This window comes from Streptomyces sp. NPDC107471, from assembly GCF_055582845.1.
In genome coordinates this window covers 141,523-158,498 of sequence record NZ_JBVJPC010000013.1, presented here as the reverse complement: position 1 = coordinate 158,498, position 16,976 = coordinate 141,523, and the positions used below count along the sequence as shown (strand labels likewise).

The following is a 16,976-nucleotide window of genomic DNA, read 5'->3' as shown; positions in this document are numbered from 1 at the left end:
CCAAGTGGCGGTCTTGCGGGACGGCCACCCCTCTGACCTGCGGAGACAGCATCCGGTGGGACGGTGATGCGGGACACCTGTGACAGATGTGGCGGGCTCATGCAGAATGCGCAGCAGCGGAGGGGAACCGCTGCTCACGCACATGACCATGCTGACGACCGCAGTGGGGGAAACATGCCGCGCTCCAAGACGCTGCCCGCGGAACTCGACCCCAGCGCACGCCAGTTGGTGGCCCGCTTACGCCGATTGAAGGACCACAGCGAGCTGACGATGAGGCAGCTCGCGGCCAAGACGGGGTACAGCGCGAAGTCGTGGGAGCGGTATCTCGGTGGTGCCTCGCTGCCACCGCGCGAGGCGGTGGAGGCGTTGGCGCGGATCACCGGCACCGACCCGGTCCCCCTGCTCGCGCTGCACGAGATCGCCGCCGATGCGCGGGACGATCGCCGGGCGGCCCGTGGGGCGGCCAGGGGAAGGCCCACCCCGGAGGGAGAGGGCGAGCAGCGGTGGGACGAGGAGGGGCAGAGCGAGGGGCAGCAGGACTCGTCGGTCAGTCCGACGACCCCCCTTCCCGGGCCAACGGCCGCCGCCGCAGCCGCCGTCAACCCGCTGCCCCCGGACCCCGAACCGGCCCCCGGTCGCTTCCCGCACGTCGCGCTCACAGCGGGTATCGCCACCGTGGCCGTAGCCCTGTCCGCGGTGCTCCTGCTGATGCTGCGCCTCGACGACGACGCCGGCCGGGCAGTGGTCACCGCTGCTCCCCGCACCACCGCGGCCTCCCCACCGCCCTCCTACACCTGCCGCGTCACAAAGGTCGACGGCCGCTGGTCGGCGGGCATCAACAAGGGCCGCAACACCGAGATCGTCTACGGCGCTTCCGGCGCCGACGTCGCCGAGGCGCAGTGTCTGCTGCGCCGGGCAGGCATCTCACCGGGCGGGATCGACGGCATGTTCGGCCCGCTGACGCTGCGGGCGGTGAAGACGTTCCAGGAACGTGCCGGTCTCACCGTCGACGGCATGCTGGGGCCGCGTTCGTGGAAGGCCCTGCGCGGATGACACCCCGAGCACCCTCACCTCCGGGGGCGCGACTGGCCGCCGTACTGCAGGAGTTGCGGCAGCGCACCGGACTGAGCCTCGCGCAGCTCGCGGGCGCGAGCACCTACAGCAAGTCGTCCTGGGAGCGCTACCTCAACGGCAAGGGCCTGCCGCCGCGCAGCGCGGTCAAAGAGCTGTGCCGCCTCGCCGACGAACCCGCCGACCACGCACTGGCGCTCCTGGACATCGCCCGGACGGAGCGGACGGAGGACGGTGGGACGGCGCGGGGTACGGCGGTGCGGCCGCACAGGGGTACGGCCACCGGGGCGGACGCAGGGGCACCTGTCTCGTCGGAGACGGTCGGGGGCGAGGCGGCTGTGGGTGACACGGTCGAGGCCGGCATGCCCCTGCCTGCTTCAGGCCCCAGCGACGCGGTTGAGTCGGGCACGCCACGGCCCGCTTCGGACCCGAGCGGTACGGACCACCCGCCGACCCGGCCAACCGGCCACCGGCGCGCGAACGTTGTCATCGCCCTCCTGGCGACCTGTGCCGTCGTCCTCGGGGTGCTCGTGCTCGCCAACCTCCCTCCCACGCAGCACGAAGTAGCGCCGCCACCGTCCGCCGCGCCCTCCGGGGTGCTCTGCCGGCACGCGGCCTGTCAGGACAAGGACCCGATCGAGACGCGGTGCGCTGCCGAACCGCTGACCCTCGCCGAGCACGAGACCGCCACCGGTGCCTGGATCCAGATCCGCTACAGCCAGGAGTGCGGGACGAGTTGGGCTCGGATGTGGGGTGCCGTGGTGCAGGACCGCGTAGAGATGCGAGTGGGAGGACGACCCGGTTCGCTCCAGAGCGCCGAGGTCACCACCCGCCGAGAGGCTGACACCTACGTCCACACCCTCATGAGCGTGATCGGCCCCGACATGCCTGTGCAAGCGTGCTTCAGCCCGGGAGCCGGCGGCGAGAGGGAGTGCTTCAAGGCTGATTCCTCGCCGCCGGACGGGGACGGGGACGGGGCGTAGCACTGGAGTCGGCTTGGACAGCCATGACGTACCACTGTCTGGGTGATGCTCCCCGCAGGTACAGATGCCGGCCCCGTCCTACGGGGCGTGCGTACCGCGTGAGTGGAGTCCCGTTGGGGAGCGTGAGCCGGGCTTCCTCGACCACTTGGGCCTCGTCTTCCGTCAGCCGGCAGAGGTGGAGGCGGTCCGGCTGTCGGTCGCCGCCCAGCAACGTGATGTGTTCTCCGTGCACGGCCATGCCCCGGGGAGCCGCTACGGGAGTCCTCCGGAGCTGCATAGCGCCGTTGGCCCGGACTTCGAGCAGCGGGAACGTCGGGTAGTAGTTGGCAAACGCGACACCGTCGCCGACGTTGAGGGCGTAGACCGTGTCGATGTGTTGCACGCCCTCGGGAGGCGTGTACCCCCATTGGTGGTTGCCGCCGCTGTCCCAGCGGACCAGGCCGGAGGCGCTGATCCGGTCGCTGTAGACGCCTTCGTCGGAGTAGGCGCTCCATACGTGGTGCCGCCGGTCTGCCATCAGATGCTGGACCGCGCGCCCCATCGGGAAGCTGCGGCGGCATCGCCCGTCCGGCCCGTAGATCTGCGCGTTCCGCTCCCCTGTGGGGCTGTGGCCCTGTACGACGAGTCGTCTGTTGGGCAGCGTGTCGAGATGGGTCACCCGCAAGCTCATGCCACGCAGGGCCTGCTCGCGGACCGTGCCGCCGTCGTCTATGACGAGGAGGGCGTCGTATGGGAAGTTGCGGGGGCGAGGGTGGGGGCTGCCGGACGGATTTGGGTGGAGTTCGGCGTCGGGGCAAATGAGCCAGAGACCTCGGCCCCAGGCGTCCACAGTGGTCGCCAGAACCCTCCGGTGGTCGTACTGCCGAGGCAACAGTGCGTGAGGACGCAGTGCCACCTTCTTCAAAAAATCACCTCACGGGCGAACGAACATGACGTGCCGATGATCGCATCCTCGCGGGTCCCTGGCTGCAAGTGAGCCCCGTCTCACCTCACCGGCAGCTCTTGGCTATGCAACTCGTTGCATAGAAAGATCGCGGCATGGCGCTCGAGCACGCGATTCTCGTCTCCCTGCTGGAGAAGCCGGGGTCCGGCTATGAACTGGCCCGGCGGTTCGAGCGGTCCATCGGGTACTTCTGGACCGCCACCCACCAGCAGATCTACCGCGTTCTCCGGCGTATGGAGAGCGACGGCCTGCTCGCCGTCCGTGAGATGCCGCAGCAGAACCGGCCGGACAAGAAGGAGTACTCCGTCATGGGCCCCGGCCGCGCCGCCCTCTCCGAGTGGCTGCACGAAGCGATCGAACCCGAGAGCATGCGGCACGACCTCGCCGTGAAGATCCGGGGTGCGGCCTTCGACGACCCGTCCGTGCTGGTGCGGGAGGTCGAGCGGCACCGTCAGGTGCACAGCGACCGGCTCGCGCACTACCTGGCGGGGGAGGAGCGCGACTTCACCGGACCCGCGGCCCCCGCCCCGCTCGACGCCGGTCAGGAGCTTCAGCACGTCGTGCTGCGCGGAGGCATCGCGTACGAGCGGATGACGATCGCCTGGCTCGACGACGTGCTCGCCACCCTCGGCCGACTGAGTACGCCACGGCCGCACGCCTGATCCGCCGGCCGACGAGACCCGCGATCCAAGGCCTGCGGAGAACTTCAGAGACCTTCAGCACCACCCCCTCACCCTCAACCCCCGGAAGGCGGACCTCCATGGCCGACTCCCTCCTGTTCAACCCGCGCACGTACGACCCCGCGCACTTCGACCCCGAGACCCGCAGGCTGCTGCGTGCCACCGTCGACTGGTTCGAGGACCGCGGCAAGCGCAGGCTCATCGAGGACTACCGTTCCCGCGCCTGGCTGGCCGACTTCCTCGCGTTCGCGGCCAAGGAAGGGCTGTTCGCCACCTTCCTCACCCCCGCGTCCGCCGGGCGACGGGAGGACCAGCGCTGGGACACCGCCCGGATCGCGGCCCTCAACGAGATCTTCGGCTTCTACGGCCTCGACTACTGGTACGCCTGGCAGGTGACCATCCTCGGCCTCGGACCGGTCTGGCAGAGCGACAACGCCGCCGCCCGTGCCCGAGCGGCGGAACTCCTGTCCCAGGGCGAGGTGTTCGCCTTCGGTCTCTCCGAGAAGACCCACGGCGCGGACATCTACTCCACCGACATGCTGCTGACCCCGGACGCCGACGGCGGCTTCCGGGCGACCGGCTCCAAGTACTACATCGGCAACGGCAACGCGGCCGGGCTCGTCTCGGTCTTCGGCCGGCGCACCGACATCGAGGGCCCGGACGGCTACGTGTTCTTCGCCGCCGACAGCCGCCACCCGGCGTACCACCTCGTGAAGAACGTCGTCGACTCCTCGAAGTACGTCAGCGAGTTCCGTCTCGAGGACTACCCCGTCGGCCCGGACGACGTCCTGCACACGGGCCGCGCCGCCTTCGACGCGGCCCTCAACACCGTCAACGTCGGCAAGTTCAACCTCTGCACCGCCTCCATCGGCATCTGCGAGCACGCGATGTACGAGGCGGTGACCCACGCGCACCAGCGCGTCCTGTACGGCCGTCCCGTCACCGCCTTCCCGCATGTGCGCCGGGAGCTCGCCGACGCGTACGTCCGCCTCGTCGGCATGAAGCTGTTCAGCGACCGTGCCGTCGACTACTTCCGCGCCGCCTCCGCGGAGGACCGCCGGTACCTGCTGTTCAACCCGATGACGAAGATGAAGGTGACCACGGAGGGCGAGAAGGTCATCGACCTCATGTGGGACGTGATCGCCGCCAAGGGCTTCGAGAAGGACAACTACTTCGCGCAGGCCGCCGTCGAGATCCGGGGACTGCCCAAGCTCGAAGGCACCGTGCACGTCAACCTCGCGCTGATCCTGAAGTTCATGCGCAACCACCTGCTGAACCCGGTCGAGTTCCCGGCCGTGCCGACCCGCCTCGACGCGGCCGACGACACGTTCCTCTTCGAGCAGGGCCCGGCACGTGGCCTCGGCTCCGTGCGCTTCCACGACTGGCGCCCCGCCTACGACGCGTACGCCGGCATTCCGAACGTCGCCCGCTTCCGGGAGCAGGCGGACGCCCTGTGCGAGTTCGTCACCACGGCGGCCCCCGACGAGGAGCAGAGCCGCGACCTCGATCTGCTGCTCGCCGTCGGCCAGTTGTTCGCGCTGGTGGTGCACGGTCAGCTCATCCTCGAACAGGCCCGTCTGACGGACCTCGACGAGGACGTGCTCGACGAGCTGTTCGCCGTCCTCGTCCGCGACTTCTCCGCCTACACCGTCGAGTTGCACGGCAAGGACTCCGCCACGGAGGCCCAGCAGCGCTGGGCACTCGAAGCCGTCCGGCGTCCCGTCGTCGACGAAGCGCGCTCGGGCCGCGTGTGGCAGCGAGTGGAGGCGCTGTCCGGGACGTACGAGATGGCACCGTGAGGGTCTGACGGAGAGGTCCGTCGACCCACGTCGACCGAGACTCCGGGGAGTTGTTACGTCCGTACCGTGGTCTTCCGGGCAATGCGCGGAGGGCCACGGCCGGCGGCGTTCGCCTGGCCTTCGCTCGCGACGTATGTGGCTGACGCCGGCTCAGCCGAGCGGGTTGGTGGGGTCGCGCAAGGTGGTCAAAGTCGGGCCGTACATGCGGGACTTGATCGTGCCGAGGGTGTCGCCGGCCTTGCTCGTCTGGGACTGGGCGATAGCGATGGCGGTGGAGCGTACGGCGTCCGCGTCGGTGGCCCGGTCGACGATGCCGGCGGCCGCGGCGTCCGTGCCGCCGTAGCGGCGGGCGGTGACCATGGCCTCGTGCGCGGTCTGCGGTGTCAGTCGGGACTGGATGAGCGCGGCCATGCCGGGGGTGAAGGGGATGTTGATGTCCGCTTCGGGCAGGCACCAGTAGCCGCGGTCCGCGCGCATGACGCGGAAGTCGTGAGCGAGGGAGAACATCGCGCCGGCGGCGAAGGTGTGCCCCTGGAGGGCGGCCACCGTGACGAACGGCAGGGACAGCAGCCGTGCGAACAGTTCGTGGACGGAGACGACGTAGTCAAGGTGCTGGTCGGCGTGGGCGAACAGCCAGTCCAGGTCGAGCCCGTTGGAGTAGAACTTGCCGGTGGCGGTGGTGACCAGGGCGCGCGGACCGTCGGTCTTCTCCACCTCGTCGAGCGCAGCCCCGACGGCGGTGATCCAGTCGGGGTGGAAGCGGTTCTCACCGTCTCCGAGGTCGAGGACGTAGACATCGTCCTGTCGGTCGAGCGAGGGCATGGTGGCTCCTTCGGGCAGAACGCGGCGAGGCTGGCAGGTCGTGCGCCTTGGCGGTGCCGACTTCCGCGAGACGGCGCTCCGTTCAGTGACCTACCCGTCGGTAACGTATGGCCCGGGGTCTGAACACACAAGGGGATGTGGGGGCGCTAGCCCAGACGGGCCTCGCGTGTCAGCAGGTCGGCGACCCGGGCGATCAATTGGCTCTCCGCACCGTCCCGTACCGTCGTCGGGTGGTACGCGAGTACGAAGCGGCGCTGCTGGTCCCGGGTGGAGAACGCGGCGTTCTTGTAGCCGTACGTCTCCCCGGTCTTGCCCCAGAAGGTGACCCCGTTGACGGTGGCCCGCTGCAAGCCGGTGCTGTAGCGCGCGGGAGAACCGTCCAGCATGCGTACGTCGTCGGCCGGCAGGGTGAACATGAGACGCAGCAACTCGGGCGGGAGCAGTGCGCCGGAGAACAGCGCGGCGAGCACGCGGTCGAGATCGCCCGTGCTGGAGATCATGTCGCCCTCGCCGCGGGCGGCCGACTGGTCGTACGTGGTGATGTCCCGCAGGCTGCCGTCGGCCGTCCTCAGGTAGCCGTGCACGTGGCGGCCGTGGAGGTGCGGGTCGTCGCCCGGCACCACGGTGCGGGTCAGACCCAGCGGACGCAGGACGCGCCCCGCCACGGCCTCCCCGTACGAGCGGCCTGTCACCTGCTCGATGATCAGGGCGGCCAGCACGTAGTTGATGCCGCGGTACTCCTGCCTGGTGCCCGGTGCGAATTTCAGCGGCCCGTGGGCCGCCGTCGCCACCCACTCCCGCGGCGTCCAGTGGTCGAAACGGTGGCGGAGGACTTCCTCCGCGGTCTGCGGGTCCGGTATGCCGACGTGGTCGGGCAGTCCGCTGGTGTGGCTGAGCAGGTGGGCCACGGTGACGGCGTCGAACCGGGCCGGCAGCAGTCCTGGCAGGACGCGCCGTACCGGTTCGTCCAGGCTGATCCGTCGCTCCGCCACCAGTTGAAGCATCACCGTGGCGACGAAGACCTTGGTGATGCTGCCGATCCGGACCTTGTCATCTGTAGTCACCGGTCGCTGCGTTCTGATGTCGGCCACTCCCGAAGTGCCTCGCCAGTGGCCGGACGTGCCGCTGACGCGCAGTTGGGCCGCGGTCGACGGTTGGTGCTCCAGATCGTCGATGGCCGCCTGGAGGGCGATGGGGTCCAGTGGGGGGAGCGCCGACGACGTGGACGCGGCGGTCGCCCGCGGCACGGGCAGTACCGCGGTGGCGGCCAGCGCGGCCGTTCCCGACACGGCGACGTATGCAAAGGACCTGCGTGACATACGCGTTGAGGGCATGCACGTCACCCTCTCAACGCGTATGCCCTCGGGCATCGGGGTCGGCCCCGGAGTGGTCCCCCATCACACCCTGATCCGTCCCCGACCCGGCTGCCCTCGACGTCAGTGGGGGCGGACCGGGTGTACGTGCTCGACCTGAGGTGGAGCCGCGAAGCAGGGGCCCGCCAGAGCCCGCCACCGGGCGAACCCGTCCGAGGCGCGGAAGGTCTCGGTGTGGTGCTCGACCGTCTCCCACTGGACCATGAGGCGGTACCGCGTGGGATGTTCGAGGCTGCGGAGCAGGTCGACCCCGTGGCAGCCCTCGGCCGCCAGGAAGACGGGCACAGCCTGACCGAAGGCCTTCTCGAAGGCATCCTCCTGCCCCGCTTTGATCTCGATCTGCGCTATCTCGGTGATCATCGAATGGGTTCCTGTCCTCCAGGACGTGCGGGTCAGCGGGTGGGCTTGGCGTGCTCCGCGTCCACGCGTGCGGTGACGCCCGTCTCCACGAGCGTGCGGGTCGCGTCGACCGAGGCGTAGATCCACAGGATGCGCATCGGCTCGGTGGGGGAGGCGTTGCGGAAGCGGTGCGGGGTGCCGGCGGCCACGTACGTGGTGTCGAACCGGGTGACCTCGTGCTCGATGCCGTCGATCTCCACGATGGCGTCGCCTTCGAGGATGGTGACGCTCTCGGGGCAGTTGTGGGTGTGCAGGGGAATGCCCGCGCCGCCCTCGAAGAGGGTCTGGCCGGTGAGGAACACCTCGGCGCCCACGGCCCGCGTGACCAGCGGAACGGTACGGGCGCCGCCGCCACGGCTGAAGACGGGCAGCTCGGCCGGGCGCAGTACGACGGGCGGGAAGGCGCCGCAGCAGGGCTCGTCGGGTATCTCGGTGGTGCTCATGGCGTGGTCGTCTCCGTGTCGTGTGCGGGTGGGGAGTGTCAGACGGCCGGGCCGATCCAGACCGTCTTGGTGTTGGTGAACTCGCGGATGCCTTCGCCGCCGAGTTCTCGGCCGTAGCCGGAGCGCTTGATGCCGCCGAAGGGCAGGCGGGGATCGGAGGCCACCATGCCGTTGACGAAGACGGCGCCCGCGTCGAGCGTGCGGGTGAGCCGGCGGGCGCGGACCAGGTCGGAGGTCCACAGGGCGGCCCCGAGACCGTACTCGGTGTGGTTGGCCAGGGCGATGGCCTCGTCGGCGTCGGCGGCGCGGGTGACAGCGGCCACCGGCCCGAAGGTCTCCTCGTCGAAGGCGGCCATGCCGGGTCGGACGTGGTCGAGAACGGTGGGCGGGTAGTAGAAGCCGGGGCCGTCCGGGATCGTCCCGCCGAGCTTGAGTTCGGCGCCCGCGGCGACGCTCCGCTCGACCTGGTCGTGGACGGTGTCGCGGAGACTGCCGCGGGCCATGGGCCCGATCGCGGTGGTCGGGTCGGTCGGGTCGCCCACCGCCAACTCGGCCGCGGCGGTGGTGAAGGCGGTGACAAACGCGTCGGCTACGGCCTCCTCGACGATGAAGCGCTTGGCGTTGACGCAGGACTGGCCGGCGTTGACGTAGCGGGCCTTGACGGCGGTCGCTGCGGCGGCCGGGATGTCGGCGTCGGCGAGGACGACGAACGGGTCGGAGCCGCCGAGTTCCAGGACCTGCTTCTTCAGGGCGGAAGCCGCCTGCGAGGCGACGATCGCGCCGACCTCGGTGGAGCCGGTGAGGGTGACCGCGGCGACGCGCGGGTCGGCGATGATGCCGGCCACCTGGTCCACCTCGACGAGCAGCGTGCGGCACAGGCCCTCGGGGGCGCCGGCCTTGCGGACGACCTCCTCGACGGCGAGGGCGCACTGCGGAACGTTGTTCGCGTGCTTGAGCAGGGCGCCGTTGCCGGCGGCGAGCGCGGGGGCGGCGAAGCGGAAGAACTGCCAGAAGGGGTAGTTCCACGGCATCACCGCGAGGACGACGCCCAATGGGTCGTACACCACGGCACTTTCGGTCGCGTTGGACTCGACCGGCCGGTCGGCCAGGTGCGTCGGAGCGTGCTCGGCGTAGTAGTCGCAGGTGGTCGCGCACTTGTCGATCTCGGCCAGTGCCTCGGTGACCGGCTTGCCCATCTCGGCGGTGATCAGGGCCGCGTAGGACTCCCGGTTCTCGCGCAGGACCTCGGCCATGCGCCGCAGCAGCGGGACACGGTCGGTGATGTCACGGCGGCGCCAGTCGGCCTGGGCGGTCACCGCGCCGGTGAGGATCGCGTCGACCTCGTCGGCGGACTGCGGTGCGTAGCGCGCGAGTTCGGCGCCGGTGGCCGGGTTGGTGGAAATGATCATCAGAGGGTTTCTCCGTGGGGCTTGGAGGTGGGACAAGGGTGCTGGGGCCCAAGGCGCGGGTGGATGGTGCGGCGATGCGCCGGCGCGGGGGAGCTGCGCGGCGAGGAAAGCGGGCGGGTCGAGGCGGCCGTAGACGCTGCCCACTCAGGCCACGGGTAGCGTCTCCGTCTCCGTGGCGCCCTCCTGCGCCGCGAGGGCTTTGTTGCGGCGGACGGAGGACCAGAAGGACCAGCCGATGAGGATCACGCCGACCAGGCCGGTGATGATCTCGTTGATCTGGTACTGGATGGTGACCATGAGGATCACCGCGAGGGCGCCGATGGCGTAGTGGGCGCCGTGCTCCAGGTAGACGTAGTCATCGAGGGTGCCCTGGCGGACCAGGTAGACGGTGAGCGACCGGACGTACATCGCGCCGATACCGAGGCCGAGCGCCATCAGGACGATGTCGTTGGTGATGGCGAAGGCGCCGATGACCCCGTCGAAGGAGAACGAGGCGTCCAGGACCTCCAGGTACAGGAACATGAAGAACGCGGCCTTGCCGGCCATGGCCACGGCCGACTTGGGCTTGCCCTCGCGCTCCTCGCGCTCTTCCGCTTCGTCGAGTCGGCTCTCGAAGTAACCGGAGAGACCGCCGACGACGAGATACGTGATCAGACCCGCGACACCGGCGAGCAGCACGGTGGCCTGCTTGTCGACGTGGGCGCCGCCGTGCTGGTGGGCGTGGACGGCGACGGTCATGGAGGCGACCAGCAGGACGACCAGGGCGACGCAGACCGACAGCATGTCGACCTTGCCGAGCTTGGCCAGCGGCCGCTCGATCCAACGCAGCCACTGGATGTCCCGGTCCTCGAAGATGAAGTCCAGGAAGATCATCAGCAGGAACATGCCACCGAACGCGGCGATGGACGGATGCGCGTCGGTGACCAGCTCCTGGTAGCGGTCGGGCTGTTGGAAGGCGAGTTCGACGGCCTCGAACGGGCCGGTGCTGGCGCTGATCGCGACGATGACGACGGGGAAGACCAGCCGCATGCCGAACACGGCGATCAGGACGCCGACGGTGAGGAAGATCTTCTGCCAGAAGGCGTTCATCTTCTTCAGGATCCCGGCGTTGACCACCGCGTTGTCGAAGGACAGCGAGATCTCCAGGACCGCGAGGATCGCGACGACCCCGAAAGCTGTCGCCCCGCCGTAGAAGGCCGCCGCGATCAGACCGAGCACGGTGACCGCGAACGACCAGCCGAAGGTTTTCAGAACCACTGGCATTCCCTTGTGAGTTGTCAGTCGGTGCGCGGCAGGAGTACGACGCCGTCGTCGTCGGCGTGCAGCACGTCGCCCGGCCAGAAGGTGACGCCGCCGAAGGTGACCGGCACGTCGACCGTGCCCGCCGCGTCCTTGCGGCTCTTGCGCGGAATCGTGCCCAACGCCTGGATGCCGAGGTCGAGTTCGGCGAGGGCGGCGCTGTCCCGCACGGCGCCGTGGAGGATCAGGCCGGCCCAGCCGTTGTCCTGGGCCGAGCCGGCGATGAGGTCGCCCACCAGGGCGGTCCGCAGCGACGCCCCGCCGTCGACGACGAGGACGTGCCCCTCGCCCGGAGTGCGCAGCAGGTCGCGCAGGAGGCCGTTGTCCTCGTGGCAGGAGACGGTGCGCACCGGCCCGGCGAAGGCGCGGCGCCCGCCGAACCGGCGGAACTGGACATCGCAGACGCGTAGTTCGGTGCCGTACCGGTCAACCAGGTCGGCGGTGGGGACGGGTGGGACGGTGTGGGGCATGGGGGAATCCTCGTGAGGTGGTGTCGAGATACGGCTGCCGCGCTCGGGCCGGTCCGGCCGTCACTGGGTGGGCGCGAGCGCGGCAGCCTGTTCCGGGGTGAGGGGACGTGTGCGGTGACCGTGCAGGAGGAGGTGGAGCCTGGCGGTCTCCTCCAGTTCCTCCGTGGCGTCGGCGGCCTGCTCCAGGGTCGGCGCGGCGATCACGGGGCCGTGATTGGCGAGCAGCACAGCGCGGTGCGAACGGGCCGTCACCTCGGCCAGCGGTTCGAGCGCGCTGTCCCCGGGGGCGTGGTAAGGCAGGAGCGGGAGGGTGCCGACGCGCATCGCGTAGTACGCGGTGAGCGGCGGCAGCACGTCGGCGGGGTCGATGTCCACGAGGCAGGACACGGCCGCCGCGTGTGTCGAGTGCAGGTGGACGACGGCTGCGGCCCCGGGCCGGGCCCGGTAGAAGGCGGCGTGCAGGAACGCCTCCTTGGTGGGTCGCGGGCCGTCGAGGTGACGCGCGCGCAGATCCGTGCGGGACAGGGCGTCCTCGGTGACGGTCCCCAGGCTGCACCCGGTGGGCGTCAGCAGCAGGGTGCCGTCGGTGAGACGGACCGAGAGGTTGCCGGTGGAGCCGTGGGTGAGGCCCCGCGAGAAGAGCGAGTGCGCTGTGCTTACGATCGTCGCGCGCGCCGCGGACTCATCGGTGTACGGGCTCATCAGGCGTCCTGAAGGGCGCGGACGAACAGGTCCGGAGCACCGAAGTTGCCGGACTTCAGCATCAGGGCGAGGTCGTCCGCGTACGTCCAGGGCACTCCGGGGTCGGCCTCCTCGCCCACGAGTACGGCGCGCACGTCCAGCGCGGTGGTGACCGCGCCGGAGGTCTCCCCGCCGGCCACCAGCAACCTGCGCACTCCGCGCGCGACGAACTCCACGGCGAGCGTGCCGAGCAGTTCCTCGACCTTCGCCGCGGCCTCAGCCACGCCCAACTGCGCCTGCACGGCGGCCAGTTCGTCGGCCGACGCGGACGCGTACACGAGGACCGGAACATCCGGTGCCTGCGCCTCGAACCAGGTCAGCGCCTCACCTGCGACATCCCGTCCGGCGGCCGCGGCCAGTACGTCGAGATGGAGGGCGGGAAGTCCGGCGGAGTAGAAGTGCGCGATCTGTTCCAGGGTGCGGGCCGAGCAGCTACCGGCGAGAACGGCCGCCCGGCCGCCCTTCACGGGAGCCTGCGCGAGCGGTCGTGCGGACGGTGGGTAGGCGCGCCCGAGGCCCTCCGCGAGCCCGGCCGCCCCCGTGACGACGGGCAGTTCGAGCGCGGCGGCGCCGAGGATGTTGAGGTCGTCGTCGGTGAGGGCGTCGGCGATCACGTGCCGCACGCCGTCGCGCTCGAAACGGGAGAGGGCATCGCGCACGGCGTCCACCCCGCGTCGGACCGTGGCCCAGTCGAGCAGCCCGACGCGGTGCTCGGTCTGCGCGGCGAGCAGGCGCGGCAGCGAGGAGTCCGTCATCGGGTTGAGCGGGTGGTGGCGCAGCGGTGACTCGTCGAGCGGCTGGTCGTGGACGAAGAGGTGGCCCTGGTAGACGGTCCTGCCGTTGGGCGGGGACGCCGGGCAGGCCAGGGTGAGCGGCGCGGTCGCGGCGTCCAGGAGGGCGTCGGTGACCGGCCCGATGTTCCCGGCGGGAGTCGAGTCGAAGGTGGAGCAGTACTTGAAGTAGACCTGCGCGGCGCCCTTGGACCACAGCCACTCCTGGGTGGCCAGCGACTGGGTGACGGCCTCTTCTGCGGGAACGGAACGGGACTTGAGGGCCACGACGGCGGCATCGCAGTCACCGGGCAGTTCGGTGTCGGCGCCGGGAACGCCGAAGACGAGCGCGGTGCGCAGTCCGGCCCGCCGGAACGCGGCGGCGACGTCGGTGCCGCCGGTGAAGTCGTCGGCTGTGCAGCCGATGCGCAGGGTCATGTCGGGGGTCTCCAGGGGCGTACGGGGGAGGGGGCGGGAAGGGGGGTGTTGGTGCATGCCGGTCGGGACATTCGGTCCCGTCCCGCGAGAGGGTTGATGCGCGGCCGGGTGTGGTGAGGGTCGGTTGGGCGTTCGTGGTCCGTTCCTGCTCGCGGTCCCGTGGGGTCGTACGCCCATGAGGGCCGCCGGCCGAGGGTGACGGGTCAGTGGGGCTGACCGCCTGGCTTCACCCGCCTTACGGGGGAGTGGGGTTGACCGTCGGCCGGGCCCTTCGGGTTTCCCGGTCCCACCCGGCTTACGGAGGTGGGGCGCCGATCCGGTCTCCCGGCCCTGTCAGCCTTAGGGAGCATGGGGCTGACCGCGGACGCGGCCTGCCCGGTCTCCCCCAGCCCTGCGGGAGAGCGGGTCCGGTCGCCGGCCCCACCTCACGGAGGCAGTGGACGGATCCCGCCGCCGCTCGGGCCCGACCCCGGCGCCCGGCCTCACCCCCCCAACCCTCGATCAGCCCTGACCGGCGCCGGCCTCGATCGCCTTGATGACAGCGGCCGTGAACTCCGTGGTGGAGGCCGTGCCGCCGAGGTCGCGGGTCGAGGTGCCGGCGGCGATGGTCCGGGCGACACCCGCCTCGATGATCTGGGCGACCTTGGCCAGCGCCGGGTCCTGGTGGCGTGCGGACAGCCACTCGAAGAGCATCGCACCGGACAGGATCATCGCGACCGGGTTGGCGATGTCGCGGCTCGCGATGTCGGGGGCGGAACCGTGGGACGCCTGGGCCATGGCGCGGTCGGCGGAGGCGTTGATGGAGGGGGCGGTGCCCAGCGAGCCGGAGATCTCGCCGGCGAGGTCGGAGAGGATGTCGCCGAACATGTTCTCCGTGACGATCACGTCGAAGTCCTGGGCGCGCCGCACCAGGTGGACGGTCATCGCGTCGATGTGGAAGTCGTCGACCGTGACGTCCGGGTACTCCGCGGCGACCTCCTGGCACACCGTGCGGAACAGACCGGTGGTGAGCTTCAGGACGTTGGCCTTGTGCACGATCGTCAGCTTCTTGCGCCGCGAGCGGGCCAGGTCGAAGGCGACCCGGGCGACCCGCTCGGTGGCCTCCCGGGTGATGATGCCGAGCATGATCGCGGTGTCCGGGGTGGGCATGAACTCACCCGTGCCCGCGAAGGTGTTGCGGTCGGCGTAGAAGCCCTCGGTGTTCTCGCGGACGATGACGAGGTCGGCGTTGTCGCACACGGCCCGGGCGCCGGGGAAGGACTTCGCCGGGCGGATGTTGGCGAACAGTTGGAAGTGCTTGCGCAGGGTGCCGGACGGGTTGAGAGCGGACTTGTGCGGCTCGGGGTAGGAGACCGAGTCGTGCGGGCCCAGGTACCAGCCGTCGAGGTCGGCGAGGGCGGCCTTCGTCTCGTCCGGGACCGGGGTGCCGTGGGTCTCGATGGAGGTGGCGCCGAGCGGCAGGGTGACCCAGTCGATGCTCGCGCCGGCGGCACGGGCCGCGGCGGTGGCGATCTCCACGGAGGACGGGACGATCTCGGGGCCGATCCCGTCGCCCTCCAGGACGCCCAGGCGGTAGGTGGTGGTGCTCATGTCCGTTTCCTCTCAAGGGTGTTGCTGTGCGGGGGAGTGGGGTGCGTGGGTCAGAGGCGGGCGGCGTCGTGCACGGCGGTCCAGGACCGGGCCGCGGCGAGGACGCTGTCGCCGTTCTGGGTGTGTTCCATGGCGAGCCAGCCCGTGAAGCCGCCGTCGCGCAGGGCTCGCAGGATGCCGGGCAGGCGGGGGTCGCCGGTCTCCAGCGGGCCGCGCCCGGCCGGGGAGGCGAGCTGGAGGCAGCCGCTGTCCTCGACGTGCGCGGCGACAGCGGTCACCGTCTCCAGGCCCTCCTGCTCCAGATGGTGCGTGTCGAGGACGAGCCCGGTCGGCGCGTCGAGCCGGGCGGTGTACGCGAGGACCTCGGCGGGGGTGTTCCACAACGAGGTGTTGGCCTTTTTCTGCGGCTCGATCAGCAGCCGCGTGCCCAGGTCGGCCGCCTCGACGGCAAGCCTGCGCACGGCTTGTTCGGCCCAGGTCCGCTGGAGATCCTCCAGGCCGGGCAGGAACGTCCCCCGGGTCTGACCGAGGGTGACGGGCACGCCAAGCGCGGCGGCCAGCCGGGTCGCGCCCAGCAGCCGGTCCAGTGCGTGCCGGCGGACGTCGGGCGCGGGGTCGGTCAGGCTCAGGCCGTCCTGGGCGGCGACCGGGCCGGTGCCGAGGGCGGCGATGCGCAGACCCGACGCCGAGACGGTACGGCTCAGACGTTCCGCGTCCCGGCCGTCCACCTCGCGGACCTGGACCTCCAGGGCGTCGTAGCCGAGCGCGTCCAGTTCGTGGACGGCCTCCGCGAGCGGGGCGTCGAAGCCGAGGGGCACGGGCGTACGGCAGTCGTCGGAGGAGACCGTGTAGGCGAGGGGCCAGGGCAGTCCGGGCGGGCTTGCGGTGTTCACAGGGCGGCCTCGGCGTGTGCGGTCACCGAGGGCAGCAGGAGGGAACGCAGTTCGAGGGCGGCCGCGCCGGCGCCGTCCAGGACCGGCACACCGAGCATGCCGGACAGTGCGGACCCGGCCGGGGCCAGGGAGTACTGGGCGAGGAGCACGGTCTGCGGAGCATCGTCGGCGGGTGCCGCGCGCAGCGCCGCCGCGAGGTGACGGGCGGTGTCCTCGGACGTGGTGGCGTCCGCGGCGGCTTCGCTCAGCGCTGCCGTGACGTGCACGGGCCGGTCGGGGCGAAGGCGCGCGGCCAGGTCGTCGATCTGGGACAGTGCCGCCGGGACGGCGGGCTGCGTGGAGGCGACGACCGCGAGCCGGTCGTGCGGGCCGCTGAGCGCGGCGCGGAACATCGACTCGTCCGACTTGAGGACGGGGATCTTCCACAGCGTGCGGGCGGTGTCGACCACGTCGCCGTACGAGGAGCAGGTGAGCAGGACGCCGTGGGCGCCGCCCTCGGCGGCGAGGCCGATCAGGCGCAGCATGCGCCGACGCAGCGCGTCGTCGAGTCCGCCGACGGCGCGGGCGTCGTCGAGGAGTCGGTCATCGAGCAGATTCCACAGTCGGGCCTCGGGAAACTCCCGGGTGAAGCTGTCCTGCGCGATCCGCGCGGCGGCGGGGACGGCATGGATCAAGGCGATCAGCGGTGGGCGGTCACGCACCGGGCTTCCCCTCTTCCGGTTCACGGCACTGAGTCGTTCGGTGCCGCCGGTTCACTCTAGGCAGCGATGGTCAACCGGTCAACCGGTAAACCGGTTGAATGTGCGAGGGGGCATCCCCGGCGTCGGGGGTGCCCCGGTTTCCCGGTGGTCGG

The 16,976-nt window shown here is 70.8% G+C and carries 17 protein-coding genes; 4 read left to right on the top strand and 13 right to left on the bottom strand.

The window, feature by feature from the left end; translation table 11 throughout:
• The first annotated feature begins 174 nt into the window (after positions 1–174).
• Together ACZ66S_RS34875 and ACZ66S_RS34870 are read left to right on the top strand one after the other, a co-directional pair.
• Positions 175–1,053 carry a peptidoglycan-binding protein gene (locus tag ACZ66S_RS34875; protein WP_469905565.1) on the top strand — a complete coding sequence of 293 codons (879 nt, stop codon included), beginning with the start codon at positions 175–177 and terminating at the stop codon, positions 1,051–1,053.
• Entirely contained in the window at positions 1,050–2,054 is a 1,005-nt protein-coding gene (locus tag ACZ66S_RS34870; RefSeq protein WP_469905564.1) for a helix-turn-helix domain-containing protein, read from the top strand. Before ACZ66S_RS34875 ends, ACZ66S_RS34870 begins: the two co-directional genes overlap by 4 nt.
• On the opposite strand, the gene ACZ66S_RS34865 is transcribed toward ACZ66S_RS34870, so the two are convergent.
• On the bottom strand, positions 2,008–2,724 hold the full coding sequence (locus ACZ66S_RS34865) for a hypothetical protein (RefSeq protein WP_469905563.1): 717 nt from the start codon (positions 2,722–2,724) through the stop codon (positions 2,008–2,010). The two genes, ACZ66S_RS34870 and ACZ66S_RS34865, sit on opposite strands and share 47 nt — an antisense overlap.
• Before the next feature lie 368 nt (positions 2,725–3,092).
• On the opposite strand from ACZ66S_RS34865, the gene ACZ66S_RS34860 reads away from it, so the two are divergent.
• Together ACZ66S_RS34860 and ACZ66S_RS34855 are read left to right on the top strand one after the other, a co-directional pair.
• Positions 3,093–3,659 carry a PadR family transcriptional regulator gene (locus ACZ66S_RS34860; protein WP_469905562.1) on the top strand — a complete coding sequence of 189 codons (567 nt, stop codon included), beginning with the start codon at positions 3,093–3,095 and terminating at the stop codon, positions 3,657–3,659.
• Positions 3,660–3,757: 98 nt separating this feature from the next.
• Positions 3,758–5,476, top strand: a complete 1,719-nt coding sequence (locus ACZ66S_RS34855) for an acyl-CoA dehydrogenase family protein (protein WP_469905561.1) — start codon at positions 3,758–3,760, stop codon at positions 5,474–5,476.
• 150 nt (positions 5,477–5,626) lie between these two features.
• On the opposite strand, the gene ACZ66S_RS34850 is transcribed toward ACZ66S_RS34855, so the two are convergent.
• From ACZ66S_RS34850 to ACZ66S_RS34795, 12 genes are all read right to left on the bottom strand, one after another.
• A complete protein-coding gene (locus ACZ66S_RS34850; RefSeq protein WP_469905560.1) occupies positions 5,627–6,298 on the bottom strand; it encodes an enoyl-CoA hydratase-related protein in 672 nt (223 codons plus the stop codon).
• Positions 6,299–6,444: 146 nt separating this feature from the next.
• A complete protein-coding gene (locus ACZ66S_RS34845; protein WP_469905559.1) occupies positions 6,445–7,632 on the bottom strand; it encodes a serine hydrolase domain-containing protein in 1,188 nt (395 codons plus the stop codon).
• Between the two features lie 102 nt (positions 7,633–7,734).
• Positions 7,735–8,031 carry an antibiotic biosynthesis monooxygenase family protein gene (locus tag ACZ66S_RS34840; protein ID WP_469905558.1) on the bottom strand — a complete coding sequence of 99 codons (297 nt, stop codon included), beginning with the start codon at positions 8,029–8,031 and terminating at the stop codon, positions 7,735–7,737.
• A gap of 32 nt (positions 8,032–8,063) precedes the next feature.
• Positions 8,064–8,513 carry a cupin domain-containing protein gene (locus tag ACZ66S_RS34835; protein WP_469905557.1) on the bottom strand — a complete coding sequence of 150 codons (450 nt, stop codon included), beginning with the start codon at positions 8,511–8,513 and terminating at the stop codon, positions 8,064–8,066.
• A 38-nt stretch (positions 8,514–8,551) separates the two neighbouring features.
• A complete protein-coding gene (locus ACZ66S_RS34830; RefSeq protein WP_469905556.1) occupies positions 8,552–9,922 on the bottom strand; it encodes an NAD-dependent succinate-semialdehyde dehydrogenase in 1,371 nt (456 codons plus the stop codon).
• 144 nt (positions 9,923–10,066) lie between these two features.
• Entirely contained in the window at positions 10,067–11,179 is a 1,113-nt protein-coding gene (locus ACZ66S_RS34825) for a DUF475 domain-containing protein (RefSeq protein WP_469905555.1), read from the bottom strand.
• Between the two features lie 20 nt (positions 11,180–11,199).
• Positions 11,200–11,691, bottom strand: coding sequence for a ribonuclease E activity regulator RraA (gene rraA / locus ACZ66S_RS34820; protein ID WP_469905554.1), 492 nt, complete (start codon positions 11,689–11,691; stop codon positions 11,200–11,202).
• Between the two features lie 60 nt (positions 11,692–11,751).
• Positions 11,752–12,393, bottom strand: coding sequence for a 3-oxo-tetronate 4-phosphate decarboxylase (gene otnC / locus ACZ66S_RS34815; RefSeq protein ID WP_469905553.1), 642 nt, complete (start codon positions 12,391–12,393; stop codon positions 11,752–11,754).
• Positions 12,393–13,640, bottom strand: coding sequence for a 3-oxo-tetronate kinase (gene otnK / locus ACZ66S_RS34810; protein ID WP_469905552.1), 1,248 nt, complete (start codon positions 13,638–13,640; stop codon positions 12,393–12,395). The genes otnC and otnK overlap by 1 nt, the downstream gene beginning before the upstream one ends.
• Positions 13,641–14,141: 501 nt before the next feature.
• Positions 14,142–15,230, bottom strand: coding sequence for an isocitrate/isopropylmalate dehydrogenase family protein (locus ACZ66S_RS34805; RefSeq protein ID WP_469905551.1), 1,089 nt, complete (start codon positions 15,228–15,230; stop codon positions 14,142–14,144).
• Between the two features lie 50 nt (positions 15,231–15,280).
• Positions 15,281–16,123 (bottom strand): sugar phosphate isomerase/epimerase family protein, encoded by an 843-nt coding sequence (locus tag ACZ66S_RS34800; RefSeq protein WP_469905550.1) that lies wholly within the window; start codon positions 16,121–16,123, stop codon positions 15,281–15,283.
• On the bottom strand, positions 16,120–16,824 hold the full coding sequence (locus ACZ66S_RS34795; protein WP_469905549.1) for an aspartate/glutamate racemase family protein: 705 nt from the start codon (positions 16,822–16,824) through the stop codon (positions 16,120–16,122). Before ACZ66S_RS34795 ends, ACZ66S_RS34800 begins: the two co-directional genes overlap by 4 nt.
• Positions 16,825–16,976: the final 152 nt, after the last annotated feature.